The sequence below is a fragment of the Paracoccus versutus genome (assembly GCF_029909795.1).
GTDB classification, from domain to species: domain Bacteria; phylum Pseudomonadota; class Alphaproteobacteria; order Rhodobacterales; family Rhodobacteraceae; genus Paracoccus; species Paracoccus versutus.
The window spans coordinates 958,559-976,560 of record NZ_CP038196.1; the positions used below are offsets into that span (position 1 = coordinate 958,559).

The window sequence follows — 18,002 nt, forward strand, 5'->3', positions numbered from 1 at the left end:
TGGGGAACGAAGAAGCCGGCGAAGGAGGGCGGGATGGGCCATTCGCATTCGCATGACGGCGGGCACGGGCATTCGCACCTGCCGGGCGGGGTGGGCGACGGCGCCATCCTGATTGCGGTGGTGGTCAATTTGGCGCTGACGGGGGCGCAGATCCTGGGCGGCTATGTCGCCGATTCCACGGCGCTGATCGCGGATGGGGTGCATAATCTCTCGGATGCGCTGGCGCTGGTGCTGGCCTTTGGCGCCCGGCGGCTGGCGCGGCGGCCCGCCAGTCCCGAGATGAGCTATGGCTGGGGCCGGGCCGAGATCGTCGCGGCCTTCGTCAATTACATCGCGCTGATCGCCATCTCGGCCTGGCTGGGGATCGAGGCGCTGGGGCGGCTCGCCCATCCGCCGCAGGTCGCGGGCGGGCTGGTCATGGCGCTGGCGGGTTTCGCGCTGGTGGTGGATGCGCTGACCGCGGCGCTGGTCTGGCGGGCGTCGCGCGAGAGCGTGAACATTCGCGCGGCCTTCCTGCACAACCTGGCCGATGCGGCGGTCTCGGTCGCGGTGCTCCTGGGCGGGGCGCTGATCTGGGCTTTCGGCTGGCAGATCGCCGATCCGATCCTGACGCTGCTGATCTCGGCGGTGATCCTGTGGCATATCGGGCGGGAGATCGGGCCGGTGATGCGCATGCTGATGCTGGCCGCGCCCGCCGGGGTCGATCACGCGGCGCTGGCCCGCGCCATGGCCGCGGTCGAGGGCGTGGCGGGCGCCCATCACCTGCACCTGTGGCAGATCGACGAGCGGCGCAACGCGCTATCGGCGCATCTGGTGCTGCGCGCGGGGGCCGATCCGGCGCAGGCGGTGCGCCGGGTCAAGGCCTTGCTGCAGCGCGACTTCGGCCTCGGCCATGCCACCATCGAGACCGAGCGCGAGGGCGAGCCCTGCGGCGACCGGGATGACGGCCACGGCCATCATCCGCATTAGATCGCGGCGGAATGGCCCGATGCCGCCATGTCGTAGCCGTCGAACATGCGCGCGATCATCCGGGTCAGCGGCCGCCCCTTGGGCGTGATGCGCAGGCCCGCGGCATCGGCCTCGACCATCTCGCCGAAATGCGCGGCGACGGGGGCGAAGACCTGGGCCAGGCGGTCGGCGTCGAAGCCGTGGTCACGGATGAATTCCTCGGCCCGGATCTCGAAATCGCACATCAGCGCCTCGATCATGCGCGAGCGCCAGCGGTCCTCGGCGGTGAAGGCGTGGCCGCGCGTGGTCGAGAAGCGCCCGTCGCGGATCCTGGCCAGATGGGCGCCGGTGGCCGGGGCGTTCTGCGCATAGCCCTGCGGGAAGCGCGAGATCGACGAGGCGCCCAGCCCCACCAGCACCTCGGCCCGGTCGTCGGTATAGCCCTGGAAGTTGCGCCGCAGGAGCCCGGCCTTTTGCGCGCGGGCCAGCCCGTCGCCGGGGCGGGCGAAATGGTCGATGCCGATCTCGTCATAGCCGTCGGCCAGGAACAGCTCGCGCGCGGTTTCGAACAGCCGCAGCCGGCCATAGGGGTCGGGCAGGGCCTCGGAGGGGATCATCACCTGCCGCTTGGCCATCCAGGGCACATGGGCATAGCCGTAAAGCGCCACCCGGTCGGGCGAGAGCGCCAGGAGCTTCTGCACCGATTCGGCGATCTTGCGCGGGTTCTGGTTGGGCAGGCCATAGAGGATGTCCGCGTTCAGGCTGGCGATGCCGCGGTCGCGGATCATGTCCACGGCGCGTTTCGTCACCTCGAAGCTTTGTTCGCGGCCGATGATCTTCTGGATCTCGGGGTCGAAATCCTGCACCCCGATCGAGGCGCGGGTCAGCCCGGCCTCGGCCAGCGCGTCCATGCGGGCCTCGTCGATCTCGTTCGGGTCGATCTCGACCGAGAACTCGGCGCCCTCGGCCAGCGGGAAGGCGCCGAGGACCGCGCCGGCGACCAGCCGCATCATCTCGGCCGGCATCAGCGTGGGGGTGCCGCCGCCCCAATGCAGCCGCGACAGCCTGACGCCGGGGGCGAGCGCGGATTTCAGCATGTCCAGTTCCGCCAGCAGCGCCTTGGCATAGGCGCGCACCGGCTCGTCGGATTGCGTGCCCTGGGTGCGGCAGGCGCAGAACCAGCACAGCCGCCGGCAGAACGGCACATGCATGTAGAGCGAGATCGCCGCGCCGGCGGGGATTGCCGCGACCCAGTCGCGGAAGACCGGCTCGCCCACGGCGGGGGTGAAATGCGGCGCGGTGGGGTAGCTGGTATAGCGCGGCACGCGCGCGTCAAACAGTCCGAGCCGCTCAAGTTGCGATTGTTGTTCCATGTTGCTATATCTAGCGTTGAACACGCGCCGGAACCTTGACCCAAATCAAATGCCACATGACGCCGCCCTCTGCGCGACGCAGCAGCCCTGCGAAATCTGCCCCATTCGGTATCGGGCCGTCTGCGCGCATTGCGAAGGCGACGAACTGGCCGAACTGGAGGGCATGAAGTTCTATCGCCGCTACGAGGCGGGACAGGTCGTGGTCTGGGCCGGCGACCGGATGGACTTCGTGGCCTCGGTGGTCGCCGGCATGGCCGGGCTGACCCAGCAGCTCGAGGACGGGCGCACGCAGATGGTCGGCCTGCTTCTGCCCAGCGACTTCCTGGGCCGGCCGGGGCGCGAGATGGCGACCTATACCGTCACCGCGACCAGCAACCTGGTGCTGTGCTGTTTCCGCCGCAAACCCTTTGAAAAGCTGCTGATCGACAATCCCCGCATCGCCAGCCGGCTTCTGGAGATGACGCTGGACGAGCTGGACGCCGCCCGCGACTGGCTGCTGCTCTTGGGCCGCAAATCCGCGCGCGAGAAGATCGCCTCGCTTCTGGTGATCCTGGCCCGGCGCGAGGCGGCGCTGATCAAGCGCCGGCCCGAAGGCCGCATCGCCATCGAACTGCCGCTGACGCGCGAGGCGATGGCGGATTACCTGGGCCTGACGCTGGAGACGGTGAGCCGGCAGATGAGCGCGCTGAAGCGCGAAGGGGTGATCGAGCTGGACGGCAAGCGGCGGGTGATCGTGCCCTCCTTCGTCCGGCTGGTCACGGAAAGCGGCGATGATTCGGACGGCGGGCCGCTGAGCTAGCGCGCCGCCCGCCAAGGTGCCCCGGACGGCGTGTCCGGGGCGTTGGGCCGCCAGTTGGCGGGGACTGGCCGATCAGCGCGCCATCAGCACCGGCACCTGCGCCTTTTCCAGCATGTTGCGCGTCGCGCCGCCCAGGATCGCCTCGCGGAAGCGGGAATGGCCATAGGCGCCCATCACCAGCATGTCGGCGCCGATCTCGGTCGCGCGGCGGTTCAGGATGTCGCTGACCAGCGGCTGGGTGCGGGCCAGAACCGCGATCTCGGCCCGGACGCCGTGGCGCGTCAGCATCTGGCACAGCGCCCCGCCGGGATCCGAGCGTTCGGGACCGCTGGGCGAGGGGTCGATCACCGTGATCTCGACGCTGTCGGCGGCGATCAGCAACGGCAGGGCGCGGCGCACGGCGGCCAGCGCCTCGTTCGACTGGTTCCAGGCGATCATGACCTTCCTGCCGAAGGGCTCCTTCAGCGCGTCGGGCACGATCAGCACCGGGGCCGAGCCCTCGAACAGCGCCGCCTCGGTCACGGCCTCGGCATCGGTGGGCGCGCCCTCGCCATAGGGGCGACTCAGCACCACGAGGTCGGAATAGCGCGCGCGCATGCCCACCAGCGTCGAAAGCCCGCCGACCTGCGCCACCGCGGAATCGACGGACCAGCGGATGTCCTCGGGGTCGAGCCGGTCGCGGACCCGCTCCTCCAGCTCGCCTGCCGCCGCCACGGCCTTGTCGATGGATTCCTGGAACACATAGGCCGAGGCGCCTGCATAGTAGTAGCCGCTTTGGGTGTGATCCACGCCCATGCAGAACACGTCGAGATGCGCATCCTCGCGCCGGGTCATGGCAATGGCCGAATCCAGCTGCTTTTGCTGGTCGGCATCGGTCAGAACGGTCAGGATGGTCTTGTAGCCCATGGGCCCTCTCCTTTCGGGGTTCAGAGGCGAGTTTCACCTGCATCCGGCAGGATCGCAATCGCCGTTGGCGGCCGGCTGCGACATCCTGTCCGGATATTTGGGAATTTTACGCCTATCCAGAACGGACGGATTGACGCAGATCAAAGTCTCACGAAACCGTGTGACGTTAGAAGAAGCTGTCGAAGCCGCGAACCCGCCGCATCCAATGCGAATCGGCCGCCTTCGGCGCAGGATGAAGGACAGGAACTTAATGTTGGATACCATCAAGCTGATCGCGCTTGGCACGATTGCGGTCCTGGCCGCGATCGCCGCCAATTACGCGCGACCCGATGATCCCGCCTATCTCGTGAATGCCCTGATCGTCATGCTGGCGGCGGGCGTCATGTTTCTGCGGGTGCTGCGCCAGATGGGCAACGAGCAACCTTCGCTCGAGCCGCATCCCGAGACGCAATACATGGACGACGTGGTCCGGGCCGGCGTGATCGCCACCGCCCTGTGGGGCGTGGTCGGCTTCCTGGTCGGGGTGATCATCGCCTTTCAGCTGGCCTTCCCGGCGCTGAACCTCAGCGACGTCACCATGGGCTATACCAACTTCGGCAAGCTCAGGCCGCTGCACACCTCGGCGGTGATCTTCGCCTTCGGCGGCAACGCGCTGATCGCGACCTCGTTCTACGTGGTGCAGCGCACCTCGGCGGCGCGGCTCTGGGGCGGCAACGCGGCCTGGTTCGTGTTCTGGGGCTACCAGCTCTTCATCCTGCTGGCGGCGACCGGCTATATCCTGGGCGCCACCCAGTCCAAGGAATACGCCGAGCCCGAATGGTATGCCGACTGGTGGCTGACCGTAGTCTGGGTCGTCTACCTGGCGGTGTTCCTGGGCACGATCCTGAAGCGGAAAGAGCCGCATATCTACGTGGCGAACTGGTTCTACCTGTCCTTCATCGTCACCATCGCCATGCTGCATATCGTCAACAACCTGACGATCCCGGTCAGCCCCTTCGGCTCGAAGTCGGTGCAGCTCTTCTCGGGCGTGCAGGACGCGATGACGCAATGGTGGTATGGCCACAATGCGGTGGGCTTCTTCCTGACGGCGGGCTTCCTGGGCATGATGTATTACTTCATCCCCAAGCAGGCCGAGCGCCCGGTCTACAGCTACAAGCTGTCGATCATCCACTTCTGGGCGCTGATCTTCCTGTATATCTGGGCCGGTCCGCACCACCTGCACTATACCGCGCTGCCCGACTGGGCCTCGACGCTGGGCATGGTGTTCTCGATCATCCTGTGGATGCCCAGCTGGGGCGGCATGATCAACGGCCTGATGACGCTTTCGGGCGCCTGGGACAAGCTGCGCACCGATCCGGTGATCCGCATGATGGTGGTGGCCGTCGGCTTCTACGGCATGGCGACCTTCGAGGGGCCGATGATGTCGATCAAGGCGGTGAACTCGCTGAGCCACTACACCGACTGGACCATCGGCCACGTGCATTCCGGCGCGCTCGGCTGGAACGGCATGATCACCTTTGGCGCGCTCTACTACCTGGTGCCGCGTCTTTGGGGGCGTGAGCGGCTTTACTCGACGGGCCTGGTCAGCTGGCACTTTTGGCTCGCCACCATCGGGCTGGTGCTCTACGCGGCCTCGATGTGGGTCTCGGGCATCATGGAGGGGCTGATGTGGCGCGAGGTCGACGCCCAGGGCTTCCTGGTCAACGCATTCGCCGACACGGTGGCCGCGAAATTCCCGATGAACGTGGTGCGGGGAATGGGCGGCGTGCTTTACCTGACCGGCGCGCTGATCATGTGCTACAACCTGTGGGCCACCGTCGCCAAGCAACCCAAGACCCATGCGACCACGGTCGCGGTCCCGGCAGAATGAGGACGGATCATGGCCATTCTTGAAAAGCACAAGGTCCTGGAAAAGAACGCCACGCTGCTGCTGGTCTTTTCCTTCCTCGTCGTGACCATCGGCGGCATCGTCGAGATCGCGCCGCTGTTCTACCTGCAAAACACCATCGAGAAGGTGCAGGGCATGCGGCCCTATACGCCGCTGGAGCTGAAGGGCCGCGACATCTACGTCCGCGAGGGCTGCTATGTCTGCCACAGCCAGATGATCCGCCCGATGCGCGACGAGGTCGAGCGCTATGGCCATTACAGCCTGGCGGCCGAGTCGATGTACGACCATCCGTTCCAGTGGGGCTCCAAGCGGACCGGGCCGGACCTGGCCCGCGTGGGCGGCCGCTATTCGGACGAATGGCATATCGACCACCTGGTCAATCCCCAGGCGGTGGTGCCGGAATCGATCATGCCCAAATACGGCTTCCTGCTGGACCGCCCCATCGACTCCTCGAACATGGCGCAACGGCTGCGGACCGATGCGATGGTCGGCGTGCCCTATGACGACCAGATGATCGCCGCGGCGGTCAGCGACTTCGCCGCCCAGGCCGATCCCGATGCCGATGCCTCGGGGCTGGAGGAACGCTATCCGGGGGCGCAGCAGCGCAATTTCGACCGCCGTCCCGGCGTATCCGAGATGGACGCCCTGATCGCCTATCTCCAGGTCCTGGGCACGATGGTCGATTTCTCGACCTTCGAACCCGATCCGAACCGCTGAGGCCCGCCATGGACAGGTATTCCTTCCTGCGCGAACTGGCCGACAGCTGGGTGCTGCTGCTGCTGGTGCTGTTCTTCCTGGGGGCGATCGTCTTCGCCCTCAGGCCGGGCTCGCGGCCGCTGCATCGCGACGCGGCCGAAAGCATCTTCCGCAACGAGACGAAACCCGCACCGGCGGGCGAGAAGGAGGTCGAGTGATGGCCGATAGCGACGACGAGCACACCAGCCCGCAAAATCCCGACAACCGGATCGAGCTGGAACGCCAGGCCGCCGACGAGGCCCACAAGGCCAAGATCCTGGCCCATCCGCCCGAGGGGCCCGAGGGACCGCTGCATCCCCCGGTCACGCCGCGGCCGGGTGCCACCCGCGTCGTGCGCGACCGCAAGGGCGGGCGCAGGGTGGTCGAGGTGCCCTCGACCGGGCACAGCTGGGACGGGATCGAGGAATATGACAACCCGCTGCCGCGCTGGTGGCTGTGGACCTTCTATGCCACCATCGTCTGGGGGGTGTTCTACTTCATCGCCTATCCGGCCATCCCGCTGGTGAACGGGGCGACGCGCGGCCTTCTGGGCCAAAGCTACCGCTCCGACGTGGCGGCCGAGATCCAGCGCTTCAACGACGCCAACGCCCCGATCCAGGCCAAGCTGGTCGAGACGCCGCTGGAAGAGATCGCCGCCGATCCGGAACTGGCGAACTATACCGCCAATGCCGGCGCCGCGATCTTCCGCACCTGGTGCGCGCAGTGCCACGGCTCGGGCGCGGGCGGGGCCACGGGCTATCCCTCGCTGCTGGACAACGACTGGCTTTGGGGCGGCACGCTGGAAGAGATCCACACCACGGTGATGCATGGCATCCGCGATCCCAAGGACGGCGACACCCGCTATTCCGAGATGCCGCGCTTCGGCACCGACGAACTGCTGGACAACACCCAGATCCGCCAGGTCGTGAACCATGTGCTGGAGCTGGGCGGCCTGCCGCATGACGCGGCGCTGGCGGCCGAGGGCGTGGAGCTGTTCGCCGACAACTGCTCGTCCTGCCATGCCGAGGACGGCACCGGCGACCGCGCCCAGGGTGCGCCGGACTTGACCGATGCCGTCTGGCTTTACGGTTCGGACCCGGAGACGATCACCCGCATCGTGCGCGACGGCCCCTTCGGCGTCATGCCGGCCTGGACCGGGCGCCTGTCCGACGCCGACATCGTCGCCGTCGCCGCCTATGTCCACAGCCTTGGTGGCGGCGAATAACTGATCCCAGATCCGTGGCCGGGAAACCGGCCACGGTGGCACCGGCCCCCCGTCCTGTTCGCGCGTTTCCAAGGGGGGCCGGTGTTCTTATCAAACGCAGGGCCTGGTCCTGGCGCAAGCCGGCCGGGCCGGTTTCTTATGCGGATGCGACAATTCGGCCTATGTTCCCCGCATCCCCTCTCGCTATGCTCGGCCAGCCCGCGCTTGACGCAGATCAATGCGTCACCGCTGCCAGGCTCTATATACCCGAGCCACGCGCTACAGGAGCCAATCATGTCGAATTCCGACATCGACCCGCCACGCCTTTATGCTGCCCGAGAGCCGATCTTTCCCCGCCGGGTCCATGGCTGGTTTCGCAACCTGAAATGGATCATCATGGCGGTGACGCTGGCGATCTATTACGTCACCCCCTGGATCCGCTGGGACCGCGGTCCCGCCATGCCCGACCAGGCGGTGCTGATCGACCTGGCCAACCGCCGCTTCTATTTCTTCTGGATCGAGATCTGGCCGCATGAATTCTATTTCGTCGCCGGGCTGCTGGTCATGGCGGGCTTGGGGCTTTTCCTCTTCACCTCGGCCCTGGGGCGGGTCTGGTGCGGCTATGCCTGCCCGCAGACGGTCTGGACCGACCTTTTCCTGCTGACCGAGCGCTGGGTCGAGGGCGACCGCAACGCCCGGCTGCGGCTGTGGAACGCCTCCTGGGACTTGCGCAAGCTGCGGCTGCGGCTGACGAAATGGGCGATCTGGCTGCTCATCGCGCTGGCGACCGGCGGCGCCTGGATCTTCTATTTCACCGATGCGCCGACGCTGCTGGGCAATCTGCTGATAGGCCAGGCCCATCCCGTCGCCTATATCACCATGGGCATCCTGACCGCGACCACCTTCGTCTTCGGCGGCTTCGCGCGCGAGCAGATCTGCGTCTATGCCTGCCCCTGGCCGCGCATCCAGGCCGCGATGATGGACGAGGACACGCTGACCGTCGCCTATCGCGAATGGCGCGGCGAGCCGCGCGGCAAGCTGCACAAGGGCGAGCCCACGAAATCCGACGGCGGCGCCAAGGGCGATTGCATCGACTGCATGGCCTGCGTCAACGTCTGCCCCATGGGCATCGACATCCGCGACGGCCAGCAGCTGGAATGCATCACCTGCGCGCTGTGCATCGACGCCTGCGACGAGGTGATGGACAAGATCGGCAAGCCGCGCGGGCTGATCGACTACATGGCGCTGAAGGACGAGGCCGCCGAGCGCGCGGGCGAGACGCCGAAGCCGGTGCTCAAGCATATCCTGCGCCCGCGCACGATGCTGTATTTCACGCTCTGGGCGGGGATCGGCGTTGCGCTGGTGGTGGCGCTGTTCCTGCGCTCGCCCTTCGACCTGAACGTGACGCCGGTCAGGAACCCGCTTTACGTCACCATGGCCGATGGCGCGATCCGCAACACCTATGCGCTGCGGCTGCGCAACAAGCAGGGATCCGAGCGCGACTTCACCGTCTCGGTCGCCGGGCCCGACGGCACCGCGCCGGCCGGCGTCGGCCTGACGCTGGAGGGGCTGCCGGCCGCCGATCTTCACGTCGCGGCGGACAGCACCCATACCCAGCGCGTCTATATCACCGCCGAAAAGGGCTCGGCGCTGGCCGAGGGGGCACAGAGCGAGTTGACGCTTTGGGTCGAGGATGCCACCGATGGGAGGAAGTCCCGTATCGACACCGTCTTCCACGGAAGGAGCGAATAGATGCCCCGCGAACTGACCGGCCGCCATGTGCTGATCATCACCCTGGGCGCCTTTGGCACCATCATCGCCGTCAACCTGTTCATGGCCTTCAAGGCCGTGGGCACCTTTCCTGGGCTCGAGGTCAAGAACAGCTATGTCGCCTCGCAGAGCTTCGACCGCGACCGCGACGCGCAGGCGGCGCTGAACTGGACGGTGACGCCGGAGTATGACGGCCGTGAGCTGGTGCTGGCGATCCGGGACGGGCAGGGCCTTCCCGCGCCGGTGCAGGGGCTCGAGGTGACGGTGGGCCGGCCGACCCATGTGCGCGACGACCAGCGCCCCGAGTTCACCTATTCCGGCGGGCTGTTCCGCGCGCCCCTGGTGCTGGCGCCGGGGACGTGGAACATCCACCTGGCCGCGACCGCCCCCGACGGCACGGTGTTCCGCCAGCGCATCGACCATTACCACGGCAACCGGGTGAACTGAGATGTCCGACGCCACGCTGCACGACCACGACGCCCGGCTCTCGGCCTGTCCGGCCTGCGATGCGGCGCCGCTGGCGCAGCGTATCGCCGCGGGCGGGGGCGGGCAGGAGGACATCGTCCTGTCCCTGCCGACGATCCATTGCGCGACCTGCATCACCGATGTGGAGCGGGTGCTGAACCGCCATCCCGGCGTCAGGGACGCGCGGGTCAACCTGACGCTGCGCCGCGTCACCGTGGACGCGCCCGGCATGAGTGCCGAGGAGCTGATCCCGGTGGTCGAGGGCATCGGCTACGAGGCGCATGAGCTGGATCCCGCCGCGCTCTCCGCCAGCGCCGCCGACCGGCAGGGCCGCGACATCCTGATGCGCATCGGCGTCGCGGGCTTCGCGATGATGAACATCATGATCCTGTCGGTCGCGGTCTGGTCGGGGGCCGAGGACGCGACGCGCGACATGTTCCACTGGATTTCCGGCGCCATCGCCCTGCCGACGGTCGCCTTCGCCGGCCAGCCCTTCTTCGCCAGCGCCTGGCGGGCGCTCAGGCACGGGCGGCTCGGCATGGACGTGCCGATCTCGCTGGCGCTGGTCCTGGCCAGCGCGATTTCGGTCTATGAGACGGTGCAATCCGGCCATCACGCCTATTTCGACGCGGCGGTGATGCTGTGCTTCTTCCTGCTGATCGGGCGCTACCTGGACTATCGCACCCGCGCCGTCGCCCGCTCGGCCGCCGAGGAGCTGACCGCGCTGGAGGTGCCGCGCGCCTTCCGCGTCACCACCGCGGGCGACGAGCCGGTGCCGGTGGCCGAGCTGGTTCCGGGCGACCTGATCCGCATCCGCCCCGGCGCCCGCATCCCCGCCGACGGCGAGATCGCCGAGGGCAACAGCGAGATCGACCGCTCGCTGCTGACCGGCGAAAGCATCCCGGTTCCCGCCCGTCCGGGCGTCGCGCTTTCGGCGGGCGAGGTGAACCTGACCGGCCCGCTGGTCATGCGGGTGACGGCCGCCGGGCGCGACAGCTCGCTGGCGCGGCTGACGGCGCTGGTCGCGGCGGCGGAAACGGCGCGCGGCCATTACACCGGGCTCGCCGACCGCGCCTCGCGGCTTTATTCGCCGCTGGTGCATCTTCTGGCCTTCTGCAGCTTCCTCGGCTGGTATTTCGCGACGCATGACCTGCGGCTGGCGGTGAACGTGGCCGCTGCGGTGCTGATCATCACCTGCCCCTGCGCCCTGGGCCTGGCGGTGCCGGCGGTGGTGACGGCCGCCTCGGGGCGGCTGTTCCGGCGCGGCATGCTGATCAAGGACGGCACCGCGCTGGAGCGCCTGGCCGAGGTCGATGCCGTGGTCTTCGACAAGACCGGCACCCTGACCATGGGCGTGCCGCAGCTGGTCTCGCTGGACCCCATCCCGGCCGAGGCGCGGCCGGTGGCGCTGGCCCTGTCGCAGGGATCGGGCCATCCGCTGTCGCAGGCACTCGCCCAGGCGCTGCGCGAGGCCGGCACCGAACCCGCCCCGCTGAGCGATCTGCGCGAGGTGCCGGGCTATGGCATCGCCGGGATCTGGCAGGGGCGCGAGGTGCGGCTGGGCCGTGCCGACTGGCTGGGCGCCCGGCATGGCGAGGCGACGCTTTCGGCAAGCTGGCTGTCGCTGGGTGATGAGGGGGGGCAGGGCGCGCCGATCCGGCTGGAGTTCTCGGACCGGCTGCGGCCGGGGGCCGAGGCCTGCGTGGCGCGCATCCTTGGCTCGGGCCGGCGGGTGATGCTGCTGTCGGGCGATGCGGCGCCGGTGGTCCAGGATCTGGCGCAGCGGCTCGGCATCGCGGAATGGCGCGCCGGCGTCACCCCGGTCGAAAAGGCCGAGGCCCTGCGCGATCTGCGCCAGCAGGGGCTGCATCCGCTGATGGTCGGCGACGGGCTGAACGACACCGCCGCCTTGACCGAGGCGCATGTCTCGATCTCGCCCGCCTCGGCGCTGGATGCGGCGCGCACCGCCTCGGACATGGTGCTGATGGGCAGCGACCTTGCCCCGGTGGCCGAGGGGCTGGAGCTGGCGCGCAGCGCCCGCGCCCGGATCAAGGAGAATTTCGCCATCTCGCTGGTCTACAACATCGTCGCGGTGCCCATCGCCATCGCCGGATTCGCGACGCCGCTGATGGCGGCGCTGGCCATGTCGCTGAGTTCGATCAGCGTGACGCTGAACGCGCTGCGGCTGCGGTAAGGAGGAAGCATGGAAATCCTGGGCCTTCTGATTCCGGTTTCCCTGGGCCTTGGCGGGCTTGGCCTGGTGGCCTTCATCTGGTCGCTGCGCGGCCGGCAATACGAGGATCCGAAAGGCGATGCCGAGCGGATCCTCAGCTCGGAATGGGACGACCGCCCCAAGCCGTGACGGCCGCGCCGCGGTCACGGCCTTGTTGGCTTGCATTGCCGGCGGCGAAAGGCCAATCAGGCGCCACCCAACAGACAGGTGAGCGATGGCCAGCCCCGCCCCGTTTTCGCGTTTCGAATTCATGATCGCCTGGCGCTACCTGCGCGCGCGCCGGGCCGAGGGCGGGGTCAGCGTGATGACCTGGATCAGCCTGCTTGGCATCACCCTGGGGGTGATGGCGCTGATCGCCACCCTGGCGGTGCGCGCGGGCTTCCGGGCCGAGTTCGTCGATACGATTCTGGGCGCCAACGCCCATAGCACGGTCTATTACGCCCCCACCCAGATCTATAACGAACTGACCGAGGAAACCTATGTCACCCCCGGCCGGGTCGAGGATTACGATGCGGTCGCTGCCCGGATCGCGCAGATCCCCGGCGTGATCCGCGCCGTCCCGGCCGTGCGCGCGCAGGTCATGGCGCGGCAGGGCGATGCGGCCTCGCTGGGCGATGTCCATGGCATCACGCTCGATGCGCTCAAGGAAATGTCGGGCATCGCCGATCCGCAGAGCGCGCTGGGGAATCTCGACGATTTCGACCGCGGCATCGCCATCGGCATCGGCATGGCGCGCGACCTGGGCCTGGGCGTGGGCGACCGGCTGCAACTGGTCGCGCCCGAGGGCGCCAAGACCCCCTTCGGCACCACGCCCAGGGTCGAATCCTTCGAGGTGGTCTATATCTTCTCGGCCGGGCGCTACGACGTGGACAAGGCGCGCATCTACATGCCCATGGCCGAGGCGCAGAGCTTTTTCAACCGCGAGGGGCAGGTCGACGAGATCGGGGTCTATGTCGCCGACCCCGAGCGGATCGACGACTGGACCATGCCGCTCTTGCAGGCGGCGGGCGAGCGGGCGCAGGTCTGGACCTGGCGCGACGCCTCGGGTTCGTTCCTGGCCGCGCTCGACATGGAGGACGACGTGATGTTCATCATCCTGTCGATCCTGGTGCTGATCGCCTCGATGAACATCACCTCGGGGCTGATCATGCTGGTCAAGAACAAGGGCCGCGACATCGGCATCCTGCGCACCATGGGCCTGACCGAGGGCTCGGTCCTGCGGGTCTTCTTCCTCTGCGGCGCCTTTACCGGGGTGATCGGCACCATCGCCGGCGTGGCTCTGGGGGTGGCGCTGTCGCTGAACGTCGATCACATCATGGCGGCGCTGAACGCGCTGACCGGCGGCAATGCCTGGCAGCCCGAGGTGCGCGGCATCTATCACCTGACGGCGGAGCTGCGGGCCTGGGACATCTTCCGCGCGGCGGCGCTGTCGCTGGCGCTGTCCTTCGTCGTCACCATCTTTCCCGCGCGCCGCGCCGCGCGCATGAACCCGGTCGAGGCGCTGCGCTATGAATGACATCCTGGTTCTGGAAGGGATCTCCAAGACTTACGGCATCGGCGGCCCCGCCCCGGTGCCGGTTCTGGACGGGCTGTCCCTGCGCATCGCCCGCGGCGAGGTGGTGGCGCTGGTCGCCCCCTCGGGTGCCGGGAAATCGACGCTGCTGCACATCGCCGGGCTTCTCGACAGCGCCGATTCGGGGGGGGTGCTGCTGAACGGGCGCGACATGGCCGGGCAAAGCGACCGTGCCCGGACCGAGGCGCGGCGCGAGGAGCTGGGCTTCGTCTATCAATTCCACCACCTGCTGCCCGAGTTCTCGGCGGCCGAGAACATCGTCCTGCCGCAGCTTGCCAATGGGGTTTCGCAGGCGGCGGCGCGGGCGCGGGCGCTGGACCTGCTGGGCCGCGTGGGGCTGTCGCACCGTGCCGACCACCGCCCGGCGCAGCTGTCGGGGGGCGAGCAGCAGCGTGTCGCCTTCTGCCGGGCGCTGGCGAACCAGCCCTCGCTGCTGCTGGCGGATGAGCCGACGGGGAACCTGGACCCGGCGACTTCGGACAAGGTCTTCGACGTGCTGATGGCGCTGGTGCGCGAGACCGGGCTCGCGGCGCTGATCGCCACCCATAACATGGATCTGGCGGCACGGATGGACCGGGTGATCCGGCTGGGCGAGGGCGGTGCGGCATGAGCGCGGATGCCGGCCGGCGGTGCATGGCCGGTGGATGCGCGGTGCATGGCCGCAGCACGGCGACCACGGCGCCAGGCCCGGCAAAGGCTGGGCCTGCGACCAAGTCCTCGCGCCGCGCGCGCAGGCGTAGCGCAGCCCTGCTCGGGCTGCTCTGCCTGCTGCCCGCCCAGGCTTATGCCGATCCGTTCGAGCAATTCGGCACGGCGATGAAATACGGCCTGCCGCTGGCGGCGGCGGTCTGCGCCGCCGACCAGGACCGGCTGGAGGATTTCGCGGTGCGCGGCGTTTTGCAGGCGGCGCTGGCCTGGGGAATGAAGGAGTTCTTCGACGGCGCCCCCATCTCGCGCCGCCCTTCGGGCGAGGGCAAGGACTTCCCCTCGGGCCATACGGCGGCGGCCTTCTTCGGCGCCTCGGACCTGGCCGGAAAATGCTTCGACGACCGCCCCGAGGCCGGCGCCCTGGCCTATGGCGCGGCCGGGCTGACCGGCTGGAGCCGGGTCCATGCCGGCGAACACACCCCGGCGCAGGTGTTCAGCGGCGCGCTGCTGGGGGTTTCGTTCGGCGCCGCGAGCTTCGGCATTGGCAGCGAGGGGGTAAGCTTTTCGCTGGGGATGCGGTTTTGATTAACCAATTGTGAAAGCTTGTATTTTAGGAACATCGCGATTGATGTTCGGGAAATGTTCTGCATACTCCGAACGACGGTTCATCCAAGCGAGGTTCCCGGATGCGTATTCCTGCCCTGCCAGCGGCGCTGGCGCTTTTGCCGGTCCTTGCGGCCTGCGCCCAGACCCAGATCCAGCCCATGACCAGGGACACGTTCAAGGTCGCGACCCATGCGGCACCGGCCTGCGGCCCGTCGGGCGCCCGCAACGTGGCCTTCAAATCGGCGGCGATCGAGGTGATCCGCAAGGGCGGCGACCGATTCGTGATCCTGGGCGATCACAGCGACAGCGGGCTGCAGGGCGATTTCCTTCGCGGCTTCCAGCAGAACTACTCGCAGGGCATGGTGGTGAAGATGGTTCCCGAAGGCTCGCCGGAGGCGAGGAATGCGCTGTCGGCGCGCGAAACGCTGGGCGCCGACTGGCACGCGATCGTCGCGAAGGGCACACCCACGACCTGCGGCTAGGCAGGTCGCGACGCCGCGTGCGCGGCGGGGGCTATCCCGTGCGCGACCCGGCCAGGATCACCATCGCCCCCAGCACGCAAAGCCCGCCGCCGAGCAGATCCCAGCGCGTCGGCACCTGGCCTTCGGTCAGCCAAAGCCAGCCCAGCGAGGCCGTGACATAGATCCCGCCATAGGCCGCATAGGCGCGGCCGGCGAAATCGGCATCCACCCGCGTCAGGAGCCAGGCGAAAACCGCCAGGGACAGCATCCCCGGAACCAGCCAGAGCGGCGATTTGCCAAGCCGCAGCCAGGCCCAGAAGGCAAAGCAGCCGGCAATCTCGGCCAGCGCCGCCAGGACATAGATCGCAAGCGGTGCGGCCAGGATCACACGTCCAGTTCCTCGGCATCGGCGAACTGGGCATTCTCCTGGATGAACTGGAAGCGCAGTTCGGGCTTCTTGCCCATCAGCCGCTCGACCAGGTCTCCGGTCTCGCCGCCCTCTTCCTCGTCGATCGAGACGCGGATCAACTTGCGCGTCCTGGGGTTCATCGTGGTGTCCTTCAGGTCCTTGGCGTCCATCTCGCCCAGGCCCTTGAAGCGCTGCACGTCGATCTTGCCCTTGCCGCCCAGGCCCTTGGCGAGCCACGCCTCTTTCTCGGCGTCGTCGGCGACATAGATGCGATGCGGCCCTTGCGTCAGCCGGTAAAGCGGCGGGCAGGCCAGGTAGAGATGCCCCTTGTCGATCAGCGGCCGCATCTGGGTGAAGAAGAAGGTCATCAGCAGGCTGGCGATATGGGCGCCGTCCACATCGGCATCCGTCATGATGATGACCTTGTCATAGCGCAGGTCGTCGACGTTGAAGCGTGAGCCCATGCCGACCCCCAGCGCCTGGCAGAGATCGGCGATCTCCTGGTTCGAGCCCAGCTTGGACGAGGCCGCGCCCAGCACGTTCAGGATCTTGCCGCGCAAGGGCAGCAGCGCCTGGGTGGTGCGTTCGCGCGCCATCTTGGCGCTGCCGCCCGCCGAATCGCCCTCGACGATGAAAAGCTCGGTGCCCTCGCGGTTGGTGGCCGAGCAATCGACCAGCTTGCCGGGCAGGCGCAGCTTTTTCGTGGCCGACTTGCGGGCGGTTTCCTTTTCCTGCCGGCGCCGCAGCCGCTCCTCGGCGCGCAGCACCAGGAAGTCCAGGATGGCGCCGGCCGATTTGGTATCCGCCGCCAGCCAGTTGTCGAAATGGTCGCGCACCGCGCCTTCGACCAGGCGCTGCGCCTCGGTGGTGGCCAGCCGGTCCTTGGTCTGGCCGACGAATTCCGGCTCGCGGATGAAGCAGGAGACCAGCGCGCAGCCGCCCGCCAGCAGGTCGTCGCGGGTGATCTGCGCCGCCTTCTTGTTGCTCACCCGCTCGCCATAGGCGCGGATGCCGCGCAGGATCGCCGACCAGAAGCCGGCCTCATGGGTGCCGCCCTCGGGCGTGGGCACGGTGTTGCAATAGGACTGGATGAAGCCGTCGCGCGACGGCGTCCAGTTGATCGCCCAGTCCACCTTGCCCGGCGTGTTGAACTTTTCCTTGAAATCGACGCTGCCGGCAAAGGGGCGGTCGGCATAGGTCGAGGCATTGCCCAGCACCTCGCCCAGGTAATCGGCAAGCCCGCCCGGAAAGTGGAACGTGGCTTCCAGCGGCGTTTCGCCGTCGTCGATCTCGGACTTCCAGCGGATCTCGACGCCCGAGAACAGATAGGCCTTGGACTTGACCATGCGCAGCAGCCGCGCCGGCTTGAAGCGGTGATGGCCGAAGATCTGCTCGTCGGCGTGGAAGGTGACGGTGGTGCCGCGCCGGTTCGGGGCGGCGCCGACCTTCTCGACCGGGGCCAGCGGCAGGCCGCGCGAGAAGCGCTGCTCGTAAAGCTCGCGGTTGCGGGCGACCTGCACCACCATGCTGTCGGAAAGCGCATTGACCACCGAGGCGCCGACGCCGTGCAGCCCGCCCGAGGTCTGGTAGGCGTCGCCCGAGAACTTGCCGCCGGCGTGCAGCGTGCAGAGGATCACCTCCAGCGCCGACTTGCCGGGGAATTTCGGATGCGGGTCGATGGGGATGCCGCGGCCGTTGTCGCGGATCACCACGCTGAAATCGGCCAGCAGCTCGACCTCGATGCGGCTGGCATGGCCCGCCACCGCCTCGTCCATCGAGTTGTCGAGGATCTCGGCGACCAGGTGATGCAGCGCGCGCTCGTCGGTGCCGCCGATATACATGCCGGGTCGCTTGCGCACCGGCTCCAGCCCCTCCAGCACCTCGATCGAGGATGCCGAATAGCTTTCGGAAGCCTTATCCGCGGCGGGGAAGAGATCGTCAGCCATGGCACCTGCTCGTCTTGTTCTTCTGGGGCGGGGTTATC

18 protein-coding genes are annotated in these 18,002 nt (G+C 68.1%); 14 read left to right on the top strand and 4 right to left on the bottom strand.

The genetic code is table 11. The annotated features are described in order from the left end of the window. Nucleotides 1–33 precede the first annotated feature (33 nt). Nucleotides 34–969, top strand: coding sequence for a cation diffusion facilitator family transporter (locus E3U25_RS04710; protein ID WP_116221062.1), 936 nt, complete (start codon nucleotides 34–36; stop codon nucleotides 967–969). Here the strand turns inward: E3U25_RS04710 and hemN are convergent. Then, complete coding sequence (hemN, locus tag E3U25_RS04715; protein ID WP_116221061.1) at nucleotides 966–2,321, bottom strand: oxygen-independent coproporphyrinogen III oxidase; 1,356 nt, start codon at nucleotides 2,319–2,321, stop codon at nucleotides 966–968. The genes E3U25_RS04710 and hemN overlap by 4 nt on opposite strands. Nucleotides 2,322–2,370: 49 nt before the next feature. Between hemN and fnrL the strand changes: the two genes are divergently transcribed. After that, nucleotides 2,371–3,120, top strand: coding sequence for a transcriptional regulator FnrL (fnrL, locus tag E3U25_RS04720; RefSeq protein ID WP_036749576.1), 750 nt, complete (start codon nucleotides 2,371–2,373; stop codon nucleotides 3,118–3,120). 72 nt (nucleotides 3,121–3,192) lie between these two features. Here the strand turns inward: fnrL and E3U25_RS04725 are convergent, their stop codons facing one another. Then, nucleotides 3,193–4,026: a universal stress protein gene (locus E3U25_RS04725; RefSeq protein WP_036749579.1), complete on the bottom strand. Its 834-nt coding sequence runs from the start codon at nucleotides 4,024–4,026 to the stop codon at nucleotides 3,193–3,195. A 250-nt stretch (nucleotides 4,027–4,276) separates the two neighbouring features. Here E3U25_RS04725 and ccoN point away from each other — a divergent pair, with 250 nt between their 5' ends. From ccoN to E3U25_RS04785, 12 genes are all read left to right on the top strand, one after another. Continuing rightward, nucleotides 4,277–5,896 (top strand): cytochrome-c oxidase, cbb3-type subunit I, encoded by a 1,620-nt coding sequence (gene ccoN, locus E3U25_RS04730; protein ID WP_036749582.1) that lies wholly within the window; start codon nucleotides 4,277–4,279, stop codon nucleotides 5,894–5,896. A 9-nt stretch (nucleotides 5,897–5,905) separates the two neighbouring features. Further along, nucleotides 5,906–6,631 (top strand): cytochrome-c oxidase, cbb3-type subunit II, encoded by a 726-nt coding sequence (ccoO, locus tag E3U25_RS04735; protein WP_072460753.1) that lies wholly within the window; start codon nucleotides 5,906–5,908, stop codon nucleotides 6,629–6,631. An 8-nt stretch (nucleotides 6,632–6,639) separates the two neighbouring features. After that, complete coding sequence (locus E3U25_RS04740) at nucleotides 6,640–6,828, top strand: CcoQ/FixQ family Cbb3-type cytochrome c oxidase assembly chaperone (protein WP_036749587.1); 189 nt, start codon at nucleotides 6,640–6,642, stop codon at nucleotides 6,826–6,828. After that, nucleotides 6,828–7,874 carry a cytochrome-c oxidase, cbb3-type subunit III gene (gene ccoP / locus E3U25_RS04745; protein WP_175562291.1) on the top strand — a complete coding sequence of 349 codons (1,047 nt, stop codon included), beginning with the start codon at nucleotides 6,828–6,830 and terminating at the stop codon, nucleotides 7,872–7,874. Before E3U25_RS04740 ends, ccoP begins: the two co-directional genes overlap by 1 nt. A gap of 273 nt (nucleotides 7,875–8,147) precedes the next feature. Next, entirely contained in the window at nucleotides 8,148–9,605 is a 1,458-nt protein-coding gene (gene ccoG / locus E3U25_RS04750; protein ID WP_114534973.1) for a cytochrome c oxidase accessory protein CcoG, read from the top strand. After that, on the top strand, nucleotides 9,606–10,070 hold the full coding sequence (locus E3U25_RS04755; RefSeq protein ID WP_036749592.1) for a FixH family protein: 465 nt from the start codon (nucleotides 9,606–9,608) through the stop codon (nucleotides 10,068–10,070). Nucleotide 10,071: 1 nt separating this feature from the next. Beyond that, the gene (locus E3U25_RS04760; protein WP_116221060.1) at nucleotides 10,072–12,282 is read left to right on the top strand and encodes a heavy metal translocating P-type ATPase; all 2,211 of its coding nucleotides are present in this window, start codon (nucleotides 10,072–10,074) and stop codon (nucleotides 12,280–12,282) included. A gap of 9 nt (nucleotides 12,283–12,291) precedes the next feature. Next, entirely contained in the window at nucleotides 12,292–12,450 is a 159-nt protein-coding gene (gene ccoS, locus E3U25_RS04765; protein ID WP_036749596.1) for a cbb3-type cytochrome oxidase assembly protein CcoS, read from the top strand. Between the two features lie 85 nt (nucleotides 12,451–12,535). Continuing rightward, nucleotides 12,536–13,837: a lipoprotein-releasing ABC transporter permease subunit gene (locus E3U25_RS04770; RefSeq protein WP_114534971.1), complete on the top strand. Its 1,302-nt coding sequence runs from the start codon at nucleotides 12,536–12,538 to the stop codon at nucleotides 13,835–13,837. Further along, nucleotides 13,830–14,504: an ABC transporter ATP-binding protein gene (locus E3U25_RS04775; protein ID WP_116221059.1), complete on the top strand. Its 675-nt coding sequence runs from the start codon at nucleotides 13,830–13,832 to the stop codon at nucleotides 14,502–14,504. The genes E3U25_RS04770 and E3U25_RS04775 overlap by 8 nt, the downstream gene beginning before the upstream one ends. Next, nucleotides 14,501–15,127 (top strand): phosphatase PAP2 family protein, encoded by a 627-nt coding sequence (locus E3U25_RS04780; protein ID WP_244294954.1) that lies wholly within the window; start codon nucleotides 14,501–14,503, stop codon nucleotides 15,125–15,127. The genes E3U25_RS04775 and E3U25_RS04780 overlap by 4 nt, the downstream gene beginning before the upstream one ends. 101 nt (nucleotides 15,128–15,228) lie before the next feature. Beyond that, the gene (locus tag E3U25_RS04785; RefSeq protein WP_116171010.1) at nucleotides 15,229–15,630 is read left to right on the top strand and encodes a hypothetical protein; all 402 of its coding nucleotides are present in this window, start codon (nucleotides 15,229–15,231) and stop codon (nucleotides 15,628–15,630) included. 31 nt (nucleotides 15,631–15,661) lie between these two features. On the opposite strand, the gene E3U25_RS04790 is transcribed toward E3U25_RS04785, so the two are convergent. Together E3U25_RS04790 and parE are read right to left on the bottom strand one after the other, a co-directional pair. Further along, a complete protein-coding gene (locus E3U25_RS04790; protein WP_114534968.1) occupies nucleotides 15,662–15,997 on the bottom strand; it encodes a YnfA family protein in 336 nt (111 codons plus the stop codon). Further along, nucleotides 15,994–17,964 carry a DNA topoisomerase IV subunit B gene (gene parE / locus E3U25_RS04795; RefSeq protein ID WP_116221058.1) on the bottom strand — a complete coding sequence of 657 codons (1,971 nt, stop codon included), beginning with the start codon at nucleotides 17,962–17,964 and terminating at the stop codon, nucleotides 15,994–15,996. Before parE ends, E3U25_RS04790 begins: the two co-directional genes overlap by 4 nt. Nucleotides 17,965–18,002: the final 38 nt, after the last annotated feature.

What these genes read in the sequence shown, in the direction of transcription:
- E3U25_RS04710 (WP_116221062.1), top strand. Translation starts at nt 34, where the DNA reads ATGGGCCATTCGCATTCGCATGACGGCGGGCACGGGCATTCGCACCTG.
- hemN (WP_116221061.1), bottom strand. Translation starts at nt 2,321, where the DNA reads ATGGAACAACAATCGCAACTTGAGCGGCTCGGACTGTTTGACGCGCGC.
- fnrL (WP_036749576.1), top strand. Translation starts at nt 2,371, where the DNA reads ATGCCACATGACGCCGCCCTCTGCGCGACGCAGCAGCCCTGCGAAATC.
- E3U25_RS04725 (WP_036749579.1), bottom strand. Translation starts at nt 4,026, where the DNA reads ATGGGCTACAAGACCATCCTGACCGTTCTGACCGATGCCGACCAGCAA.
- ccoN (WP_036749582.1), top strand. Translation starts at nt 4,277, where the DNA reads ATGTTGGATACCATCAAGCTGATCGCGCTTGGCACGATTGCGGTCCTG.
- ccoO (WP_072460753.1), top strand. Translation starts at nt 5,906, where the DNA reads ATGGCCATTCTTGAAAAGCACAAGGTCCTGGAAAAGAACGCCACGCTG.
- E3U25_RS04740 (WP_036749587.1), top strand. Translation starts at nt 6,640, where the DNA reads ATGGACAGGTATTCCTTCCTGCGCGAACTGGCCGACAGCTGGGTGCTG.
- ccoP (WP_175562291.1), top strand. Translation starts at nt 6,828, where the DNA reads ATGGCCGATAGCGACGACGAGCACACCAGCCCGCAAAATCCCGACAAC.
- ccoG (WP_114534973.1), top strand. Translation starts at nt 8,148, where the DNA reads ATGTCGAATTCCGACATCGACCCGCCACGCCTTTATGCTGCCCGAGAG.
- E3U25_RS04755 (WP_036749592.1), top strand. Translation starts at nt 9,606, where the DNA reads ATGCCCCGCGAACTGACCGGCCGCCATGTGCTGATCATCACCCTGGGC.
- E3U25_RS04760 (WP_116221060.1), top strand. Translation starts at nt 10,072, where the DNA reads ATGTCCGACGCCACGCTGCACGACCACGACGCCCGGCTCTCGGCCTGT.
- ccoS (WP_036749596.1), top strand. Translation starts at nt 12,292, where the DNA reads ATGGAAATCCTGGGCCTTCTGATTCCGGTTTCCCTGGGCCTTGGCGGG.
- E3U25_RS04770 (WP_114534971.1), top strand. Translation starts at nt 12,536, where the DNA reads ATGGCCAGCCCCGCCCCGTTTTCGCGTTTCGAATTCATGATCGCCTGG.
- E3U25_RS04775 (WP_116221059.1), top strand. Translation starts at nt 13,830, where the DNA reads ATGAATGACATCCTGGTTCTGGAAGGGATCTCCAAGACTTACGGCATC.
- E3U25_RS04780 (WP_244294954.1), top strand. Translation starts at nt 14,501, where the DNA reads ATGAGCGCGGATGCCGGCCGGCGGTGCATGGCCGGTGGATGCGCGGTG.
- E3U25_RS04785 (WP_116171010.1), top strand. Translation starts at nt 15,229, where the DNA reads ATGCGTATTCCTGCCCTGCCAGCGGCGCTGGCGCTTTTGCCGGTCCTT.
- parE (WP_116221058.1), bottom strand. Translation starts at nt 17,964, where the DNA reads ATGGCTGACGATCTCTTCCCCGCCGCGGATAAGGCTTCCGAAAGCTAT.